The organism is Sporosarcina ureae DSM 2281 (genome assembly GCF_000425545.1).
Classification (GTDB): Bacteria; Bacillota; Bacilli; order Bacillales_A; family Planococcaceae; genus Sporosarcina; species Sporosarcina ureae.
The window spans coordinates 21,008-37,548 of record NZ_AUDQ01000016.1 but is presented as its reverse complement, the minus strand read 5'-3'; the positions used below and the strand labels follow the sequence as shown (position 1 = coordinate 37,548).

Genomic DNA, 16,541 nt, shown 5'->3' with positions numbered 1-16,541 from the left:
TTGGACTATTGTTTGAAATAGTTTATTTTTCCTGAAGAACTTGCCGTAACCCTCTTGACTCCACTATCTCCTCGACACCTTCTTGGCAAAACCCGTACGAACGCCAAGAGCACGTCTCGCACACTACGACGATATCATCCGGCACGACATGTAGTCGAATCCTTCTCTCAACCTCGCGCCAAGGCAACACATCACTGACCTTCAATCCGAGCTTACGTAAAATTACCGTATCACGCTCATAAATCCCATCATCCTGACAATGATACGGTTGGCCTTCAGGAAACTTTGCGCATAAATAATCGGGGCCTTTCATGATCTGTATCATCGTATCCGGCCGCTCCCGTAACACATCATGGATCTTCGTCATATTTTCCGTGTACTCTTCTGAATAGCCCATCCCTCGGTATCCAAGCAAACAAAAGATATGGTGCCCGCGTAATTTAATCATAGAAACCCACCTTTTCTAAATCGTAGATTAGTTAACTAATTTTATTATTCAGTATACACATAATGGGGTGCGGGAGGGAAGTGCGAATTGTGGGACATTGACTTTAGGGGCATACCTTCTATAATTAGCCAATAAGAAAATATTTTGAAAAGAGGGCTAGTGGACTATGAAAGATCTAAAAGTAATTATCACATTGGTACTTGTCATGTTCACATGGGGAATTAACGTTTCTGCTCTCAAGTATCTCGTGACTTATTTCGATCCGATTACTATTACTTCATTGCGGATCATGGTCGCCGCATCATCAGTATTCATCATCTTGTTCGTGCTGAAGAAAATCCGTTTGCCGAGAAATAAGGAATGGCTCTATATCCTTGGGGGCGCGACAACCAATGTTGTATTACACCATTTTTTTCTAGCTGAAGGATTGTCGAAGACCAGCGCGGCCAACGGAGGATTGATATTAGGCCTCGGACCGTTGCTTACAGCTACGTTATCCGTCCTGATTCTGAGGGAACGTGTTACATTCGTGCGTTCACTCGGTTTCCTGTTTGGCGGTATCGGAGTAGGAGTCATCGTCCTGGCGGGTAGTGGGACAATTGGCAAAATATCGTTTGGCGATATTGAAATATTTCTGTCGATTGCGTCGCAGGCACTCAGCTTCATCCTGATAAAAAAAGCGTCCCAAACGATGGACGCGAAGTTACTCACGGGCTATATGTTTCTGTTCGGTTCAATGATTCTTTTCATCGTGTCGCTCGTAAAGGAACCAGGCGGCTTGGATCGCCTGAATAGCGGAACACCATCCATCTGGGCAATTTTCTTCTTCTCAGCGCTACTAGCTACAGCTGTCGGTCACATGATGTACAACTCCGCTATCGAAAAAATTGGTGCTGCACGCTCATCGATTTTCTTAAACTTGAATACGTTCTTCTCGTTAATCGCAGCCAGTCTATTTCTTGGAGAAACAATCTACCTGGCCCACTATATAGGTCTAGCATTGATTGTGGCGGGTGTGCTATTCGGCTCTGGTTCTTTGGAGGCGATTATTAGGAATCGGAATAAACACTTCCCGCCTGTTGGGTAGCTATAGAATATTAGTCAAGTACACGAACACTAATAGTCTGATATCTTGCATAACAAGCTCCATAAACAGCGTTTTGGTTATGGAGCTTGTCTCTACATATTTATCATTGATGGGAGCGAATTTGTTCTTAAGGGAAGCAATTATCCAGCACATTTTATTGGATTGATACTTATTGTAGTTGTAGTACATGGTTCTGGATTCTTTGTAGTGTTATTAAGAAAATGCAATAAAATAACAGGTAGAAAAATCTTGTAATTCATCATGTGATGAAAAGTATGAATGTCTTAAAAGGTCAACTTTGAAGCAGTTCGTTTAGAAAAATTGAAAGACACTGGAGTTAATATTTAAGAGTCAAAGTTTTAAAAAGCATATCTTTATATTAGCCAAAAGAAAATATGGAAAAATAAACCTTGATTTATCAGATAAGATTGAATATACTTTTAATAAATGTGAGGAGATGGAAATATTAAAGCTCTCAATGCTAAATAAAAACTTGAGTTATTTAACTACTAGAAAAGACAATATACTTACTTCAAGTTTTATTAATAGTATAATTTTAGCTATTTATCAAAACGACGTTCATTAATGCTGAACGATAGATTAGTTTAAGAACGTTGTTCAGTAATAATGAAGATAACATAATGGGGAGTGAGAGCCTTGAAGATCGCTTTAATAGGTTTAGGAAAGATGGGAAGAAATCTGGCAGTTAATATTTTACGAAAAGGCTATTCTGTAATCGGTTATGATATTCTTCCGCAAGTAAAGGATGAATTGTTGCGTGAAGAAATATTTCAGACTGAAAGATTCAAGTTTATTAGTGAATGGGATTCATTAATACAGGAAATCAATCCTGAAGACATAATCTTTATACTCATTCCGCATGGTGAAGAAACAGAATTAATGTTAGAACAACTTTTGAAAGCCCTTCCAAAAGGTTCTACAGTACTGGAATGCGGGAATTCTCATTATAAAGAAATTGAGAAATGGAATGAGGCATATCTAAAAGCTGGTCTGAATCTACTTGACGTTGGTACAAGTGGCGGGGTAGATGGTGCTAGAGAAGGACTTTGCGCAATGATAGGCGGAAACCATGACAGCTATAAACGAATAGAACCATTTTTAATCAAGATTTGCTGTGAAGGTGGACTTTTGTATACCGGTAAGACAGGTAGTGGACATTATTTAAAAATGATCCATAACGGAATTGAATACGGAATGATGCAAGCAATTGCCGAAGGGTTTGAAGTACTGAATGAAAGTCCATATCCATTTGATTATAAGGAAGTAGCGCGACTTTGGAATAATGGCTCAGTCATTAGAAGTTGGCTTATGGAGCTTGTAGAGGAATCATTCAGGAAGGAACCCAGATTAGAATCCATTGTCGGAAAGATGAATGCGTCGGGAGAAGCACAGTGGATGGTAGAAGAAGCAATGGATTTGAAGGTGCCGGTTCCAGTTACAGCCTTATCGTTAATGGTACGGAACCGATCAATGCAGGAAGATACTTTCAGTGGAAAGGTCGTTGCTGCATTACGAAAAGAATTCGGTGGTCATGAGGTAGAGGGGAAGTGAAGTTATAGTGACGGATGTATTTACAATTGGTGAAACGATGGTGATATTTCAATCTCAAGCAATAGGTAACTTGGAAGATCTTCCACAGATATATCAGAAGATCGGAGGTGCAGAGTCCAACTTTGCTACTGGTCTAGCACGTCTAGGTCATCAAGTATCGTATATGAGCAAATTGGGCAATGATCCTTTTGGTCGTCGTATCTTAAAAAGTATTAAATCAGAAGGAATTGATACTACTCATCTCAAGATGACGGAAAGTGCTCAAACAGGTCTTTTATTTAAAGAACAAAAATTCAGCGATGTCATGAACGTATACTATTACCGAAAAGATTCTGCGGCAAGCCACATGCAAAAGGAAGAACTTCCTGAAGACATCTTTGAAGGACTGAAATATCTACATGTTACAGGAGTAACTCCAGCTCTTAGCAGCTCTTGTAAAGAGCTTGTATTTAAAGCGATAGAATTAGCACGCAAACATGAAGTTAAAATAGTTTTTGATCCCAATATTCGATTTAAGCTTTGGGAAAAGGAAGAGGCATTTGAAGTCTTAAATGCGATAGCCGTAAGAGCAGATTATATTTTGGCAGGTATCGAAGAAGCGGCTTTTCTGACAAATCAAACCGAAGTCCGCGAGATTTGCCAAACGTTACAAAAAAATGCACAGCAAATCATAGTCATTAAGCGTGGAAAAGAGAGTACAGTGCTGTATGAACATGGACATTATAAAGAGATTCCTGTCGTGAATGTTGCTAATATAGTCGATCCGGTAGGTGCAGGTGATGCATTTGCGGCAGGATTCGTGCACGGCCTTTTATTAAACTGTCGTCATGAAGAAAGTGTACGATACGGAAATAGCCTTGGCGCAAGAGTGATCCAGCAGTATGGTGATATAGACGGTTTACCTACACTGGAAGAATTCAATGAAGGACTTAAAGGCGACTTCACATCAGACGTAAGGAGGTAGTTCGTTATATTGAGAAAATGGGATAAACTAAAAATTATCGAAGAAAACGGTGTGGCGGTGGTGTTGAGGAAAATTCATCCTGAACGGATTAACAAAGTGATCGAAACGTTGGTTAACAGTGGAATCAAGGTATTGGAAATCACAGCAGATAGTGAAAACAGTTACGATACTATACGTGACATGAAAAAGAAATATGGAGATCAAGTGCTAATCGGTGCTGGTACTGTGTTAGACAAAGAAACAGCGAAATTGGCGGCCGATGCACAAGCAGATTTCATTTTTTCTCCAAATTTAGACGTAGAAGTGATTCAGACAGCGAATCGATATGGCTGTATTTCCATCCCGGGTGTATATACCCCTACGGAAATCGTATCGGCATATACCGCAGGGGCAGATTTAGTTAAAGTTTTCCCTGCTACGACACTAGGGCCGAGCTACTTTAAAGATTTACAAGGTCCACTAGCTCATATTCCTATGATGCCAACAGGTGGAATAGGGCTGGAGAATATGGGTGAATTCCTAGCGAATGGAGCTATAGCTATTGGGGTAGGAAGCTCACTTTTGAACAAAAAGCTTATTGACACGGGGAACTACGAGGAGCTTGGTGAGAAAGCAAGAAGCTTTGTAAACCGATTTAATGAGGTGAAAGCATGCGAATCAAAGAAATAGAAACGTTTCGAGTCCCCCCAAGATGGCTTTTCTTGAAGATTACAACTGATGAAGGCTTAGTTGGTTGGGGTGAACCAATAGTAGAAGGACGCGCTTCAACCGTAGAGGCATGCGTTCATGAACTAAGTGAATATTTGATAGGAAATGACCCAATGCGAATTGAAGACATTTGGAACACGCTATATCGTTCGGGATTTTATCGTGGTGGTCCTATCCTGATGAGTGCGATAGCGGGAATCGATCAGGCGCTTTGGGATATTAAAGGGAAGTTCTATAATGCTCCTATATACGAACTTATGGGAGGTGCTTGTAGAGACAAGGTGAAAGTATATTCTTGGATCGGTGGAGATCGTCCTGCAGATGTACTGGAACAAGCAAATAAAGCGAAAGAAAATGGTTTCCAGGCAATCAAGATGAATGCGACAGAAGAGCTACAAATTATAGATAGTTATTCGAAAATTGACAATGTGCTGGAAAGAGTAGCCATGATTAGGGAAGGGTTAGGTGCAGACTTTGGAATCGGAATTGATTTCCATGGCCGTGTGCATAAACCAATGGCAAAGATTTTGGCGAAGGAACTTGAACAATTTCGTCCAATGTTCATAGAAGAACCTGTCTTGGCTGAAAATAATGAAGCGCTCAAGGAAGTTGCTAGACATAGTAACATCCCTATTGCAACAGGTGAGAGAATGTACTCTAGATGGGATTTTAAGAAAATATTGCAGGAAGGTTATGTAGATATTATCCAGCCAGATTTGTCACATGCGGGTGGAATTACCGAATGTAAAAAGATATTTTCGATGGCGGAAGCCTATGACGTAGCAGTAGCTCCTCATTGTCCTTTAGGTCCAATCGCTCTTGCAGCATGTTTACAGGTTGATACCACTAGCTATAATGTTTTTATTCAGGAACAAAGCCTGGGCATTCACTATAATAAGGGGAATGACGTGTTGGATTATCTGAATGATCAATCTGTCTTCAAATTCGAGAATGGATATGCCAAGAATCTTACAGCACCAGGACTAGGAATTAGTGTTAATGAGTCCTACGTAAGGGAGAAGCAAAAGGAAGGGCATAACTGGAAAAATCCGATTTGGCGGCATGAAGATGGGACGGTCGCGGAATGGTAAGCCCTTACGAAAAGAATATAAATAATGAAGAAAAAAATGCGCTGGCAAATTTGGCGGTTTCATTAGTTAAGAATAAAACTATTATAGGTTTAGGATCTGGCTCAACAATCGGTTTTTTTCTAGAGCATTTAGCAGTGCGAATGAAAGAAGAAAAGTTGCAACTGAAATTCATTGCTTCTTCTAATAAGATTGCAGAGCAAGCGGATAAACTGAACCTTCAACTTATTGGGATTGAGGATGTACCTTTTATTGATCAGGCATTTGATGGTGCAGATAGAGTAGATCTGAATAACAATCTAATTAAAGGAGGTGGAGGATCACTTTTTCGCGAACGACAAGTATTGCTGAAAGCTGAGCAACGGTATATTTTAGCAGATTCCTCAAAATTCACAAAAAGTCTTTTGGGTCAAATCATCCCTCTAGAGATTGTACCGTTTAATGCATCATTTACAATTAAAAGAATTGAAAGTTTGGGGTACAATATTGCATTAAGAAAAGATGGGGATAACAATTTTATTACCGACAATGGAAACTGGATTGCAGATGTATCGACTCAAAAAAGTGTATCACCAGCAGATATTTATGAGCAGTTAAAACTAATGTCGGGTGTAGTGGAAATAGGTTTATTCCTAAATGTAGACTATTATATACTGCAAACCTAACCAATCAAGTGAGTAATAACGCAATAACCGAACCTAATAACAGACATTACGAATCGAATGAAAGCGTTTACTTTAAGCGGTAGATCGGAATGCCATTCATGATTACTAAATGAGGAGGAGTTATATTGAAGAAGAATCTAATGATAATATTTACTTTATTGTTAATAAGCGTATTAGTAGCAGCTTGTGGAAATGGTGAGAGCGACAGTGTTGAAGGGGTTACAGAAGCATCAGCAGACACTGGAGAAACAAAGAAATTAAGAATAAGCCTTGGTCTAAATGATAAAACACCTCTATATAAAAGTTCTGAAAAGTTTAAGGAACTGGTAGAGGAAAAAACAGATTCACTGAACGTAGAAATTTATCATTCTGGTCAGCTTGCAGACGACCGTTCTGCGATTGAGATGTTGCAATTTGGTACGTTGGATATCACAATTCCTTCTACGGCTCCATTTACTTCGTTCGTTCCTGAATATGGTGTGTTCGACTTGCCGTTTACACTGAAGAACACAGATGTAGTAGATAAAGTATTACAAGGTAAAATTGGTGATGAACTTGCAGAAAAAGCTAGTGAACAAGGCGTTAAGCAACTGGCTTGGTGGGAAAATGGATTCCGTCAATTAACGAACAGTAAAAAATCGATTAAGAAATTGGATGATTTGAATGGGTTAAAGGTTCGTACTATGGAAAATGATATCCATCTAGGTGCTTGGAAAGCAATGGGTGCAAACCCGACTCCAATGGCATTTACAGAGTTGTTTACGGCAATGCAACAGAAAACAGTAGATGGTCAGGAAAACCCATATCCGACAATTTTATTAGAGAAATATCCTGAAGTCCAAAAGTATGTAACGGAAACTAATCATATTTATTCGCCATTTATTTTCTTGATCAGCCAAAAGACTTGGGATGGCTTGACGGAAGAACAGCAAGAAATTGTAGAAAGCGCAGCGTTGGAAGCCGGAGAGCACAACCGAAAACTTTCTCGTGAAACAGCAGCATCCGCACTAGAAGAACTAAAAGGGCAAATGGAATATAGCAAAGTCAGTGATGCTGAATTGGAAAAGTTCCGTGGCGCTGTAAAGCCTGTCATAGAAAAGTATAAAGAAAGTATTGGCCAAGATTTCGTAGAGAAGTATTTGAATGAAGTCAATAACGCCGAATAAATGACAAGTCCACAAAAGAAAAAAGCAAGTTAATCACTATTAGCTTGCTTTTTTTCAAAAGCAGGTGGGAGGAGCTATGATATGCCAGTCTTAAGATGGATCGATCATAACGTTGAACGAGTGATATTGTTCTTGTTGCTGTCAGTCATGACAATTGTAATTATACTGCAAGTCTTTATGAGATACGTTGTTGAAAGCTCTTTGACATGGTCTGAAGAGTTAGCACGATTTTGCTTCGTCTGGCTCATTTACATAGGAATTAGTTATGGGGTAAAACGAGCAAGACACATTCGTGTGGAAGCGCTATTGTCTGTATTTAAAAGGCGAGGTAAATATGTCATTAACATGATAGCGCATCTTATGTTCCTATTCTTTGCATTAATTGCAGTCTACTATGGCTTTACTATTTACCAAGCCATTAAAGATACAGGGCAGGTAGCACCATCAATCAGAATCTCCATGTCGATCATGTATTTAGGGATGCCTATAGGAATGCTTTTAACTTCAGTTCGTTTGATTCAAAGAATATATATAGAAACCAAGCTATATCGATCCAATGAAGAAATAATTGATAACGATATACCGAGATTATAAGGAGGGTGATAGAATGGGTGTCTTAATATTTGTATCTTTTGCAATCCTACTGATACTTACCGTACCTATTGGAATTGCCCTGGGTCTGTCTGCAGTAATTGCCCTTCTCATTGACGGATCTATTCCGGTAGAATTCATCATAAAAGAATTGACAACATCTACAAACTCTTTTCCTCTATTAGCCATCCCTTTCTTTATTTTAGCGGGTGAAATTATGGGGAAGGGCGGTATTTCTATCCGTCTGATTGCTGTAGCGGAATCCTTAGTAGGATCTGTTACAGGTGGTTTAGCTATGACGGCTATTGTCACGTCCATGTTCTTCGCGGCAATTTCAGGTTCGGGACCTGCGACTGTAGCTGCTGTTGGTGGACTGATGATACCGGCTATGGTTAAAAAGGGGTACGATATTAAATTCTCGACGGCCGTTATTGCATCAGCGGGTTCGATAGGTGTCATAATACCGCCTTCGATCCCAATGGTCATGTATGGCGTTTCCGGAAGCGTATCTATAGGCGACATGTTCATGGCGGGTATCGTACCGGGCATCATGGTTGGTCTAGGATTAATGGTTTACGCATACTACTATTCGAAAAAAGCAGGTTATAAAGGTAGTACGGATAAAATCTCCTTCAGCCGTATCTTGAAACAAGTCTGGCTGGCCAAATGGTCATTGTTGATTCCTGTTATTATTTTGGGCGGAATCTATGGGGGGATCTTTACGCCCACAGAAGCTGCTGCGATAGCGGTGTTTATTGGATTCATAATTGGCGCGTTCGTCTATAGAGAATTGAAGTTCAAGGACATCTCAGATATCTTCATCGATTCTGCGCTAATGACTGCTACCATCTTAGTTATTGTGGGTAGTGCAACAGGATTTGGGAAACTGTTAGCAATGGAGCAAATTCCAATAAAAATAGCGGATTATATGCTATCACTTTCTTCAGAACCATTTATCATTATATTACTTATTATTGTACTTTTGCTTATCGTAGGATGTTTTATGGACACGATTGCAGCAATTATAATTCTGACGCCGATCTTGTTACCTATAGCAACGCTCGTCGGCTTCGAACCGGTTCACTTTGGTATCATCATGATTGTTTCATTGGCAATCGGCTTCATTACGCCTCCTGTGGGAGTAAACTTATTCGTCGGTTCCAGTATTTCAGGAGTTAGTATGGAATCATTATCAAAAGCAATCGTTCCTTTTATCATCTCAATGATATTCATTTTATTGGTCATATCATTTATCCCAGGCTTATCGTTACTATTTCTAGACTAATATTAAATAGGAGTGAATAATATGTTATTTCCTCAAATGCGTAGCAGAATAAATCCCTACAAAGAAAACGTACAAGGAAAAGCGAATGAACCCATAACAGTCGCAGGTCTTTTGGACAACGCCAAGAAAATCCTAGGTCCTCTTTATGAAGGAGGTACACCGGATTGGTCGTTAGAGAATGTCGTACTAAGATTGGAACAAGATGCTCCTCGAATCGCAATTATAGGGGGTTCTGCTGATCATCCAGCTCATATTATGGACTATATGACCTCCTCACGCGCGGCTATCAGGATCTGGCAAAACGGTGGTGTTCCATTTTACTTTTCAACCCCGGTCATGTGCGATGGTACTGCTCAATCCAATCAAGGTATGAGTTACTCATTGCAAAGTAGAAATGCTGTTGCTCAGATGATTGTTAATCAGCTCGAAGCGCATAGTTATCATGCAGCATTCGTCATCCAAGGATGCGATAAACAGCCTCTTGGCGTTGTTAGTGGCCTAGCCCATCTAGATCGACTTAGACAATTTAGAGGTGATGCGCCATTTTTTGCAACATTTGCACCTGCACACGTTCTACAAGGTGGTACTATTCCTGAAGATGTTCTTAAAAAGCTGAATGCTGTATATGACAAGGCAATTGAAATGAATCATGAGGAGATTGCCGAAGACTTACGGGACACCATGAACTATATTCTCCAATGCTCTTCCAACACTTCTTTCCAAGGAGTATTCGAGAGGGCGGTTGAAAGAGGAATCATTACAGAAAATGAGCATAAATATCTCGAAATTCGTTTAGCCGCTGCCACTTGCGATACAAAAGGTGGAGTTTGTGCATTCAATGGTACAGGAAACAGTTCGCGCCACCTGGTTGCTGGTATGGGGCTTGTACATCCGGCATTGGAGCTATTGACACAACCGCCGAATCAGCAACAGGTCAATGAAGCAATCGATGCGATGGCTATCATGATCAATAAACCTGAATTTGGTGTGTCACGACTGGTGAAATCCAATATTAGAAATGCTGTACGCATTCATAGTGCATCCGGTGGTTCTACAAACTTAATGATGCATATGGTAGCTGCCATGATTTATGCAGGTTATGAGTTTACACTTTTTGATATCGAAAAGATCCTCAAGGAACAACCTATACCTGACCTCTTTAATTATTCATTAACAGAGGGAAGAGATATTTTCTCATTAGCGATGCAGTGCTGTGACGATACGAGCCGTGGCATGGAAACATTATTTTATGAGTTATTGAATAACGGTGTGGATATGGATCAGGATACGTTGACTGTAACGGGTACATCGTGGAGAGACCGACTAGAATACAGTGAAAGTTTGCCAGCTGATAATATTAAAGAAAATGCTGTCATTGTTAGTAATCCTAAAAGACTATTCAGTGGGGTAGATGTACTCCGTGGGAATTTCTTCGAGAGCGCAGTTGTAAAAATTAGTGGAATGCCAACTCCTCAACTCAATCAGTTTGACGATAAGATGGCTTTCGTATTGTTCTTCGATAATGAAGATCATGCAAATCAAAGTCTCTTAGATTCCAAATTGATTGATAATATGAGAGATAATAAACTGTTCAGCTATGAAAAGTTATTGTCTGTAATTAAATACAATGCTTCAGACGAATATGAAGAGCTGAAAGAGCTTGATTATAATGCGCTATTCGAAGAGATGACAAAAAGAAGCATATTAAAGATTGCACTCGTCATTGCGGGACAAGGACCTCTCGCATTTGGTATGCCTGAAATGTTTACACCGATGCAATATATTAATGCAAGTCGCACGTTAAAGAGAATCTGTACTGTTATCAGTGATGGACGTTATTCAGGGGTCACGTACGGTGCTGCCATTGGACATATGACACCTGAAGCGATGGACGGCGGTGGAATTGGTTATCTACAAACTGGTGATATCTTGCATCTTCAATTGCGAAAACACTATATTGACTTAGTGAAAGAACTCGATTCTCAAGTTGTATATGAAGAGAATATCAAAGATAATGAGACTCGAAAGCAACTATTCGAAGAACGATTAACCAATATGAAACGACGTCAGAAGTTAGTGGCAGCGGTAAATCGAATGGTAGGACATACAGATGCTTCTAAAGGTGTAGTTCCAATCCAGGTCTATGAAGAAGCAGATGAAACCTACGTGTAATAGTTGCTAATAAGCAATGAAAAGGTGAGATAGATGAGTCTTGTTCAATCTGTAGTAAGGGCAATTAAAATTTTGGAAGTCTTTGATGAAGTGAATAAAGAACTTAGTATAAAGGAAATTAGCGCGAAACTGGAACTGAATAAAAGTACAGTACATGCTTTATTGAAGACCTTAAAGGAACATGGGTATATCACACAAAATGAACAAACTGCAGATTATTCGTTAGGGTGGAAACTATATGAGCGTGGAAACCTATTACTTAGTCAACTAAGTCTAAAGGAAGTTTCATCCCGTCATTTAGATGCGTTAAATAGAGCTACAAATGAAACAGTCCACTTGGTGAAGCGATTAGATCAAGAAGCTATCTATATCGATAAAATTAACGGTAACAATACGTTGGTCATTTATTCAAGAATCGGAAAGAAAGTTCCGCTACACTGTAGTGCGGTAGGCAAGGTATTGGTTGCGTATTTGCCGAAAGACAGCCTTACAGAGCTATTAGAAGGTTATGAATTCATTCAAGCAACTGAAAATTCCATACAAAGCCACACAGATTATATGACAGAGCTAGCCAAGGTTAAGAAGCAAGGATATGCGGTGGATGATGAAGAAAATGAGTATGGAATCATTTGTTTCGCTATGCCGATTTATGATCATAAGTATGATGTAGTAGCAGCAGTAAGCGTATCTTCACCAAAAAGTAACTTTACAAAAGAAAAAGAAAATGAATATTTAAAGTTATTAAAAGTATGTGCGGATAGCATTTCAGAAGAATTAGGTGCAAATTTATCTACTAAGGAGAGCTAATATGAGATACATTAAATTTCGTCAAAATGGAGAGATTCATACAGCATTAGTTACATCACAAGAAGAGGTATATATAATCCAAGAAGAAAACTATACGGACTTCTATTATAATTTGCAAGAGTCGAATCGAACGGCGAATCAATATCTAAAGGATGAGAATATTCAAAAAACTGACTTGTCATTCGACGATTTAGAACTGACATTGCCTACTATACCCGACGAAGTATGGGCGGCAGGTGTAACTTATCAAAAGAGCAGAGAAGCAAGAAACTTTGAAACAAAGAAAGAAGATGAGAAGGATCTGACGTTCTATGATCTAGTGTACGACGCCAAACGTCCCGAAATCTTTTTTAAGTCCACAGCGCGCAGAATCATTGGACCGAATAGTGATGTCTATATCAGAAGTGATTCGAATTGGCAGATCCCTGAGCCTGAACTGACTCTGATTGTAGGCAAGAAAGAGGATATTATCGGTTATACATTGGGTAATGATATGAGTTGCAGAGATATTGAAGGGGAAAATCCTCTCTATTTACCCCAAGCTAAAGTGTGGAAGAATTCGGGTTCAATAGGTCCCGCGATTTTAATGCCTGAAGGAATCGAAGATCCTTATTCGATAGATATCACGTGTAAAATTTACAGGAATAATGAATTGAAATTCGAGGGTACTGCCTATGTCAATCAATTAAAGCGGAAGCTTGATGAACTGGTTCACTATTTAGTCTATGACAACGATATCTTGGAAGGAACAGCGTTGATGACAGGTACTTGTATTGTACCGCCAAACGATTTTACTTTACAGGATGGAGACACGATTGAAATCTCAAGTGAAAAGATTGGTATCTTACGGAACAGTGTCAAAGCTCAAGAGCAAATGGTTTTGATTCATTACTAGGAGAGGTGGTAAGCCTATGAGGGGAATCATTCCTCCCGTTGTGACGTTACTGGACGAATTAGGTCAAATTGATATTGAGAAGAATAAAACAGCGATAGATAAATTAATTAGCCACGGAGTGCATGGTGTAGTGTTATTAGGAAGCTCTGGGGAATTTCCTCACTTTTCACTGGAGGAAAAGCAGCGTTATCTGAAGGAGATTATTCCATATATCGACAATCGTATTACTGTTTTAGTGGGGACAGGCGGAACAGTAATGGAAGAAACAATTGAATTGTCAAAACTCGTTCAAGAGTTAGGTGCTGACGGAGTGCTTGTTGTGAATCCATACTATTGGAATATGTCGGATGAGCAAATGTACACGTACTTTTATGAAGTTGCAGGCTCATTGTCCATAGACCTGTACTTATACAACATTCCACAACTGACAGGCCAAGAGATTCCGGTGGAAGTCGTAAAACAACTTGCGGAAAGTGTACAGAATATTCGAGGTATAAAGGAAACCGTAGCAAGCATGACTCGTATTCGGACTGTAATTGACGAAGTAGCCAAAAAAGTGAACAATTTCCATGTGTACAGTGCTTTTGATGAGCATCTATTAGATGCCCAACTGTATGGAGCCTCAGGAAGTATTAATGGATCTTCAGTCTTTCTGCCCGAAGTTTCATTGAATTTATATGAAGCTATACAAAAAGAAGACTTCTCTGAAGTAAAGAAACATCAAATACTAATCTGCAAGTTGATGGAAATTTATAGCTTGCACCCTTCCTTCTACCTAACGATGAAATTGGCTGTACATGAACGTTGGTTTGTGAATCAGCCAATTGGTTATCGAAAACCATTTATAAATAGTGAAGCTTATTTATCTGATACTATCAAGTCTATTATTTCAGAGTATGTTCGAAATGAGAATTAATATCGACTGGAACGATTTTCAATCTGATAGATATTCACTATATGTTATGAAAGATATCCAATAAGGAGTGAAGATTATTATGGCTTTTAAAGTAGTAATAACTGATTATGAATTTGACAAATTGAATTATGAAGAAAAAGTATTTAAGGAAAGCGGTCTTGATATCAATTTTGTCAAAGCTCAGTGCCGCACAGAACAAGAGGTGATTGAAGCAGCTAAAGATGCAGATGCTATCATAAACCAATACGCTCCACTAAACGCTAAGGTTCTGAATGAGTTAACGAATTGTAAAGTCATATCGAGATACGGAGTGGGTGTGGATACGATTGATCTTGAGGTAGCTAAACAGAAGGGTATCGCAGTTTGCAATGTTCCGGACTATGGAATCGAAGAGGTTTCAAATCATGCGTTGGCACTTTTGATGTCTTGGTCAAGAAAGATCGTGGAATTAAATAATGCGGTAAAGAACGGGAATTGGGATTTCAGTATTAGTCCGCCTGTTTATCGATTCAAAAATCGCATATTTGCAGTGATCGGTTTCGGCAAGATTCCTAGGCGTGTAATTGAGAAAGTCCAACCTTTAGGCTTCACATTGGTAGGATATGATCCGTTTGTTTCAGCAGAGGAAATGGCGAAATATAATGTAAAGAAAGTAGAGCTTGATGAAGCGTTAACACAATCTGATGTTATTTCACTTCATGTTCCGCTTGTAAAAGACACACATCACTTGATTAATCTCGGTAATGTTAATGATTTAAAAGATGGTGTCTTCATACTAAATACAGCCAGAGGTCCGATTATTGAGACAGAGGCATTAATCCAAGGTTTGCGTAGCGGTAAAATTGCGGGAGCAGCACTTGACGTTGTAGAGATTGAACCTGTACCAGAGGGGCATGAATTATTGGGATTTTCCAATGTCTATATTACGCCGCATAGTGCTTTTTACTCAGTTGAGGCAGTGGAGGAGTTGCGTACTAAGACTGCTAGGAACATTGTCGAAGCCTTGGAAGGATCAGTACCCACATATCAAGTGGTGTGAAAAATATAAAAAGAGATATTTATTTTATCATAGATATCTCTTTTAATTTTGAAGAGGGGAGCTTTTTATGGCAACTTTAAAAATTAAGTCGGAACAATTGGAACAACTTATAGCTGAATGTTTAGTTGAGAGTGGCATATCACTTGAGCATGCAAGTATTGTTGCAGATGTGTTGGCTTTTGCTGATACACGTGGTGTGAAATCCCATGGAATAATGAGGTTACAGCATTATATTGACAGAATACAAAAAGGCGGCATTAATAAGGATGCCCGAATTACTATAGAAGCAGTGAATGATGTAATCGTTAAAGTGGACGGTGATAATGGGTTAGGACATGCCGTCGCAAAAATAGCTATGAATGAAGCGATATCTATTTCTAAAGAAAAGGGCATTGGTGTATCTATAGCTTCTAATTCAAGTCATTCCGGAGCGCTCGGCTACTATGCAGATCAGGCAGCTAGGGAAGGAGTGATTGGTATCACTTTCGCACAGGCGGATGCTCTCGTAGCACCATATGGAGCTAGATCTGCATTTCTTGGGGCTAACCCGCTGGCGGTAGGTATCCCACATGAAGGCCATCCGATTGTACTAGATATGTCTACGAGTCACGTGGCATTCGGAAAAGTCATGATTGAAAAGGAACGAGGAAATAAGATTCCTATGGATTGGGGACTTGATGAACACGGTGTTCCAACAGATGATCCAGCCAAAGTTAAAGCTTTGCAGCCCATGGGCGGAGCAAAAGGCTACGGTCTTGCTATCCTTGTAGACGTTCTCTCTGGTATTTTATCAGGAGGGCAATTCGGTAAGCATATTAAGCCAATGTACGGGGATTTAAAGGAAAATAGAGGGTTAGGTCAGTTTTTCCTAGCAATCAATCCGGAATTCTTTGTTGGCCAAGAATACTTCCTCGGTATGATGAAGCAGTTTGTAGAAGAACTGCATGCATGTGAGCCAGCCCCTGGGCACACTAAAGTATACGTTCCTGGAGAAAGATCGATTGAGAATCAGATGAAGGCAAAAGTAGAAGGCATTGAAATTGAAGAAGATATGTATGAGTTTTTGACTGGAAAGAAAAGAGTGAATAACAATACTGCGTGTAAATAAATTCGATTCGCGTGGATTTATGAGGTATCT

At 39.5% G+C, this 16,541-nt stretch carries 16 protein-coding genes; 15 read left to right on the top strand and 1 reads right to left on the bottom strand.

The window, feature by feature from the left end; genetic code table 11:
* Positions 1–22: 22 nt before the first annotated feature.
* Positions 23–448, bottom strand: coding sequence for a DUF1284 domain-containing protein (locus H605_RS0114065; RefSeq protein WP_029054814.1), 426 nt, complete (start codon positions 446–448; stop codon positions 23–25).
* 166 nt (positions 449–614) lie between these two features.
* Between H605_RS0114065 and H605_RS0114060 the strand changes: the two genes are divergently transcribed.
* The 15 genes from H605_RS0114060 (at position 615) to allD (ending at position 16,511) form a co-directional block, all read left to right on the top strand.
* Positions 615–1,535, top strand: coding sequence for a DMT family transporter (locus H605_RS0114060; RefSeq protein ID WP_029054813.1), 921 nt, complete (start codon positions 615–617; stop codon positions 1,533–1,535).
* Positions 1,536–2,192: 657 nt separating this feature from the next.
* A complete protein-coding gene (gnd, locus tag H605_RS0114050; protein WP_029054811.1) occupies positions 2,193–3,107 on the top strand; it encodes a phosphogluconate dehydrogenase (NAD(+)-dependent, decarboxylating) in 915 nt (304 codons plus the stop codon).
* A gap of 7 nt (positions 3,108–3,114) precedes the next feature.
* Positions 3,115–4,071, top strand: coding sequence for a sugar kinase (locus H605_RS0114045; RefSeq protein WP_029054810.1), 957 nt, complete (start codon positions 3,115–3,117; stop codon positions 4,069–4,071).
* 9 nt (positions 4,072–4,080) lie between these two features.
* Positions 4,081–4,740, top strand: coding sequence for a bifunctional 4-hydroxy-2-oxoglutarate aldolase/2-dehydro-3-deoxy-phosphogluconate aldolase (locus H605_RS0114040; protein ID WP_029054809.1), 660 nt, complete (start codon positions 4,081–4,083; stop codon positions 4,738–4,740).
* Entirely contained in the window at positions 4,722–5,870 is a 1,149-nt protein-coding gene (dgoD, locus tag H605_RS0114035) for a galactonate dehydratase (protein WP_029054808.1), read from the top strand. The genes H605_RS0114040 and dgoD overlap by 19 nt, the downstream gene beginning before the upstream one ends.
* On the top strand, positions 5,864–6,532 hold the full coding sequence (gene rpiA, locus H605_RS0114030; protein WP_081657953.1) for a ribose 5-phosphate isomerase A: 669 nt from the start codon (positions 5,864–5,866) through the stop codon (positions 6,530–6,532). The genes dgoD and rpiA overlap by 7 nt, the downstream gene beginning before the upstream one ends.
* 125 nt (positions 6,533–6,657) lie before the next feature.
* Positions 6,658–7,698 (top strand): TRAP transporter substrate-binding protein, encoded by a 1,041-nt coding sequence (locus H605_RS0114025; RefSeq protein ID WP_029054806.1) that lies wholly within the window; start codon positions 6,658–6,660, stop codon positions 7,696–7,698.
* An 81-nt stretch (positions 7,699–7,779) separates the two neighbouring features.
* Positions 7,780–8,292, top strand: coding sequence for a TRAP transporter small permease (locus H605_RS0114020; RefSeq protein ID WP_029054805.1), 513 nt, complete (start codon positions 7,780–7,782; stop codon positions 8,290–8,292).
* 13 nt (positions 8,293–8,305) lie between these two features.
* Entirely contained in the window at positions 8,306–9,574 is a 1,269-nt protein-coding gene (locus H605_RS0114015; RefSeq protein ID WP_029054804.1) for a TRAP transporter large permease, read from the top strand.
* A 21-nt stretch (positions 9,575–9,595) separates the two neighbouring features.
* A complete protein-coding gene (locus H605_RS0114010; RefSeq protein WP_037562124.1) occupies positions 9,596–11,746 on the top strand; it encodes a dihydroxy-acid dehydratase domain-containing protein in 2,151 nt (716 codons plus the stop codon).
* A 33-nt stretch (positions 11,747–11,779) separates the two neighbouring features.
* On the top strand, positions 11,780–12,553 hold the full coding sequence (locus H605_RS0114005) for an IclR family transcriptional regulator (RefSeq protein ID WP_029054802.1): 774 nt from the start codon (positions 11,780–11,782) through the stop codon (positions 12,551–12,553).
* 1 nt (position 12,554) lies between these two features.
* Entirely contained in the window at positions 12,555–13,448 is an 894-nt protein-coding gene (locus tag H605_RS0114000) for a fumarylacetoacetate hydrolase family protein (protein ID WP_029054801.1), read from the top strand.
* A gap of 16 nt (positions 13,449–13,464) precedes the next feature.
* A complete protein-coding gene (locus H605_RS0113995; RefSeq protein ID WP_029054800.1) occupies positions 13,465–14,364 on the top strand; it encodes a dihydrodipicolinate synthase family protein in 900 nt (299 codons plus the stop codon).
* A 79-nt stretch (positions 14,365–14,443) separates the two neighbouring features.
* Positions 14,444–15,403 (top strand): C-terminal binding protein, encoded by a 960-nt coding sequence (locus tag H605_RS0113990; RefSeq protein ID WP_029054799.1) that lies wholly within the window; start codon positions 14,444–14,446, stop codon positions 15,401–15,403.
* Between the two features lie 67 nt (positions 15,404–15,470).
* On the top strand, positions 15,471–16,511 hold the full coding sequence (gene allD / locus H605_RS0113985; protein WP_029054798.1) for an ureidoglycolate dehydrogenase: 1,041 nt from the start codon (positions 15,471–15,473) through the stop codon (positions 16,509–16,511).
* The last annotated feature ends 30 nt before the right edge of the window (positions 16,512–16,541 follow it).